The organism is Micromonospora sp. NPDC023888 (genome assembly GCF_040639415.1).
GTDB lineage: Bacteria > Actinomycetota > Actinomycetes > Mycobacteriales > Micromonosporaceae > Micromonospora.
In genome coordinates this window covers 1-4,034 of the sequence record NZ_JBEZZW010000082.1, presented here as the reverse complement: position 1 = coordinate 4,034, position 4,034 = coordinate 1, and the positions used below count along the sequence as shown (strand labels likewise).

The 4,034-nt window shown below is 69.0% G+C and carries 1 protein-coding gene; it reads right to left on the bottom strand.

What is annotated here, in order from left to right:
* Positions 1-196: 196 nt before the first annotated feature.
* Complete coding sequence (locus AB0F61_RS34030) at positions 197-2,878, bottom strand: Helicase associated domain protein (RefSeq protein WP_357818476.1); 2,682 nt, start codon at positions 2,876-2,878, stop codon at positions 197-199.
* Positions 2,879-4,034 lie beyond the last annotated feature (1,156 nt).

Genomic DNA, 4,034 nt, shown 5'->3' with positions numbered 1-4,034 from the left:
GCCAGGGACCCGGAACGCCTTGACGTGTTCGGCGGAGGGCAGGTCCGCGGACTCGTAACGTGGGAGGGCCAAGCAGATCATTACCGAGGGGTTGGTGCCGTCCCGCCGGTGACTGGTTGCCGTCCCCATGACGGGTGTTGGCCCGCCGGTGCCTGCGTGCGGTCAAAGTACGCCTACTGTACGCTTTCCGTACGCTTCACGCCCACTGCGCCCCCAGTTTTCGTAGTGCGTCGAGCTGTTCCGCGGTGAGCTTGTCCCTCCTGGATTTCGTGTTGGATACCCATACGCCGAGTCGTACAGGCACCGGTTCGGTCTCGCCGTCGACCGCGATCTCCTCAGCGTGGCCGCGTGGTACGGGCCGGTCGCCTTCGCGTTCGATCCACTGCGTGAGGGCTGCGAGGCCGCGCTGGAACGCCGTTTGGGCCTTGCTCGGGCCCTTCGCCGTGGTTGCCTCCGCGGATGCGTGTGCGGCTTCCGGGGCGGGGGGCGGCGCCTGGTCGCCCTGTACGCCGAGTTTCGACAGCCGTTGCTGTTGCTCTTGGGAGAGCTCCGTCCAGCTGCGGCGTTGCTGCTGGATCCATCGTCCGAGGTCGTCGCCGTCGAACGTCACGCCGGGTGCGATGTCGGGCAGCACTCCGTCGGGTTCGTCTTCGACCAGGTCGGCGAGCACCCGGTAGTGGCGTTGCCAGTTCAGCGGCCAGGGGCAGTTCCAGTCCTCGTCGACCGCGGCCAACTGCTGCGCGCGCTCCGCCGCTCGCTCCGGGTCTTTACCCAGTCCGCCTTTCCTGCGGAGGTTGGCCATGTGCTGGCCGACCGGCACCATCGCCTCGCCTTCGCCCCACACGGCGTCCTGCCGCGGTGCGAGGTGCCCGGTGGTCCGCCGGTATGAGCGGAGCGTGGCGAGCTTGTTCTCCCAGGCTTCCTCGCCGGGCTCCCAGACCATCCCGGCCTCCGGCGCGTCCAGCAGAGTTTTGCGCCGGTCCTCCAGCTCTCCGGCTCGCAGGGCCTTTCGCTGCTGGTGGACCCAGCGCCCTAGCGGAAACGCCTTCGTCGCCCCGACTTCGACCTCGATGTCGTAGGGGACGGCGTGGAGGCCGGTGATCTCGTTCTCTTTCCGCCAGCGGATGAGGGCTTGGTATCCCTCCAGCCACACCAGCGATTCCGGCCGGTAGACGCGGGTGCGCAGGAAGGCCGCGATGGTCGCCGGGTCGCGCGGGCTGGAGAAGTGGAGCAGGGCGGCTTCGGCAGCGGCGTCGGTGTCGTCCTGCTCCTGTGTCTCGCCGTCGCCCGTGCCGCCGGCGCCGACGATCCGCCCGTTTTCGTCGCGCCGGAGGTGGATCTTGCGCTTGCCGCTCGTGAGGGCGCGGGAGGCGAGTTGCTCGACCAGGCGCTCGTCGTGCGACCGCAGGCCCTGGAGGACGGCCACGAGCGGTTTGAAGCTGGCGCTGGCGACCATGTCGGTGGGGTCCTCACCGGGTTCCAGGAACACCGGCACGATGATCCTGGCCACCTTGGTGCTGCCGTCCTTGTTGGGTCGGAGTGCCCGGCCGATGTTCTGGACGATTTCGACCTGGGAGCCGCGGGTGTCGGCGAAGCAGACCGCCTCCACACCTCGCTCGCCGACGATATCGACGCCCTCACCGAGCACGCGACAGCTCGCGAGGAACGCCCGGTGCACCCGCCGGCCCGCGGCGTCGATGCCGCCTGCGAACTGCCGCAGCGCCTCCCGCCTCTCCGACACGAGGTGGTCACCGCACAACCACGCCGACCAAACCCGGCCGGGCGGCACGTGGCGGCCGGCCTCCAGCTCGTAGAACTCCGCGTCGATCGACGACGCGGGCAGCTTCCCGGCGGCGGCCAGGTCGGCGTCGGAGGCGTCGTTCATGTACAACGCGGCCGCCGTCTCGGGCAGCTTCTCCGCGAACGCCGCCGCTTCTTCCACCTTCTGGTGGAACGTCATGACGGTGCGCAGGTTCCGGGCGGCGGCGTGTTCCAGGAGTGCGGTCTGCAGCAGCGCCAGGCGTCGGCCGCGCAGCGCTTCCTCTGACTCCCCGAGCACGGGGGAGGGGTCACGGATCTCCAGCACGTCGATCTCGAACCCTGCGAGGATCTCGCGCTCAATCGCCTCGGAGAGCCCGAGCTCGGCGATCCACGCGCCGTAGGTCCCGTTCGGGTCGTCGGCCATGGTCGCGATCTCCGCCTCCTGGCCGTCCGCGTCCTTCTGCGGCCGAGGTGCGGCGAGGATGCGGGGGGTGGCGGTCAGGTAGAGCCGAAAGCCGGCGGGGATCCGGGCATTGTCGTGGATCGCCGCCCACGGCCGACCAAGATCACCAGCAGTTCCATGGGCCTCATCCACGATTGCGAGGTCGAAGCCGTCCATCCGCTGGCCGTACAGCCGCTCTCCGCCTGCCAGCGCGGCCTCCAGCGGCCCGCGAACCTTCCGCCGACCCGTCGGGTCCTCCGGATCCTCGCGGTCCACCAGGGAGGCGTAGGTGGCGAACACGATTACCGGCCCCGTTCCGGCCCACAGCGCCAGCTGGATCGGGTTGGTGGTGGTGCGCACCCCGAGCTCGTCGAGTACGGGATCGTTCTCGAGCGAGCACACCGCGACCATCGGGGCCCGGTGCCCCACCAAACGCCACGCCTCGGCCGTCTGCACCAGCAGGTCCAGGGTCGGCACCATCACGAGGATCCGACCGTTTCGGAAGCACTCGAGCGCGCAAGAGGCCGCGGTGATCGTCTTACCCGATCCCGTCGCGGATACGATCGTGCCCCGCACCCCCTTCGCAGAGACAGGTGATCTTGCGGGAAATCCAGCCCACTCACGGAAACTCGTCTTCTGGTCGACCTGGTGTTCCCTGAGCTGGACCCCGAACATATCCCTGCCCTCCCCTTTTATCGATATGGTCGCGGAACTTCAGGCCAGCGGGTACGGCCGGCTGGAGCCCGCCCGAAACCCCGGGTGCGCCGATCGCGTCGTGTACCGGCCCTCGGGCTCCAGCCCGCAGCGGACTGGAGCCCGAGGGCCTCATGACGGCATTGCTGCGGCAGACCACGGTCTCCTCACAGGACTGCCCCCAGGGGATGAGCGCTTCACACCCGGCCGTATGCTCACCGGCATGATTCACCCCGTCTCAGGGCCCTCCACATGGAGGCACCCGGTCGCCGCCGTAGTACTCGCCTCGCTGGTTGCACTCTGCTGGTACGCCACGCGGCCGGTGTATGCAGACTGCGTGTATTTCGGCAACTATTCCATCGAGGAAGCTGTCGAATCCGGACAATGCGACCCTCCTCAGACGCGATGGAGGACATGGATGGGATGACCAGATGACCCAGGGTGTCACGTATTTCCGCCAAGACTACATGCTGCATCAGCCTGACACAGACCAAGCCAGAATCCACGCCGCAACGCTCGCCCCGCCCAGCGAGCGGCAGCGGCCCTTGGGGAACTGAAGACGCAGCCGGAGAGCCCGGGTCGGCGCCCCCAGGCACAGCCGGAATACCCGCGTCAACACCCCCAGATGCAGCAGGAAAGCCCGGGTCAGTGGCCCCCGGATGCAGCTGGAGGACCCCGCGCCTGCGAGAGAGCGTGGACGCCCGGACACCGGGCCGGGCAAGCAGACCAAGCCCCGCCCGGTGGACTGCGCGGGTGGGGGTACACGGGGCGGCATGGCACCGAAGAGTGAACACCTGATGTCCCTGCGGGCCGTACGGCAGCTGCGCCGAGTCCGCGCCTCTACGCGGCAGGTGTCCTGCTGTGGGCGGCTGCCGCGGCTTGGACGAGTTGGGCCCATTCCGGGGGCCGGCAGATGTGGGTCTCCCTTCTTCTCCTGGTCGTCTTCACTGGCCTGCTCGCCACCGCCTCCCTGTGGTTGCACCGTCTCCAAGCCACCCCAGGGCACCAGCCGGCCCATCACGCGGCACCCCGACGAGCCGTCACCCCACGCCACGCAAACGCCTGACCCCCACAGCACCCCGTCCCTGTAGCCAGCCCGGCCCGCGCCAGCGGGCCCAAACGGTCCTGAAGGCGCAGC

What these genes read in the sequence shown, in the direction of transcription:
- AB0F61_RS34030 (WP_357818476.1), bottom strand. Translation starts at nt 2,878, where the DNA reads ATGTTCGGGGTCCAGCTCAGGGAACACCAGGTCGACCAGAAGACGAGT.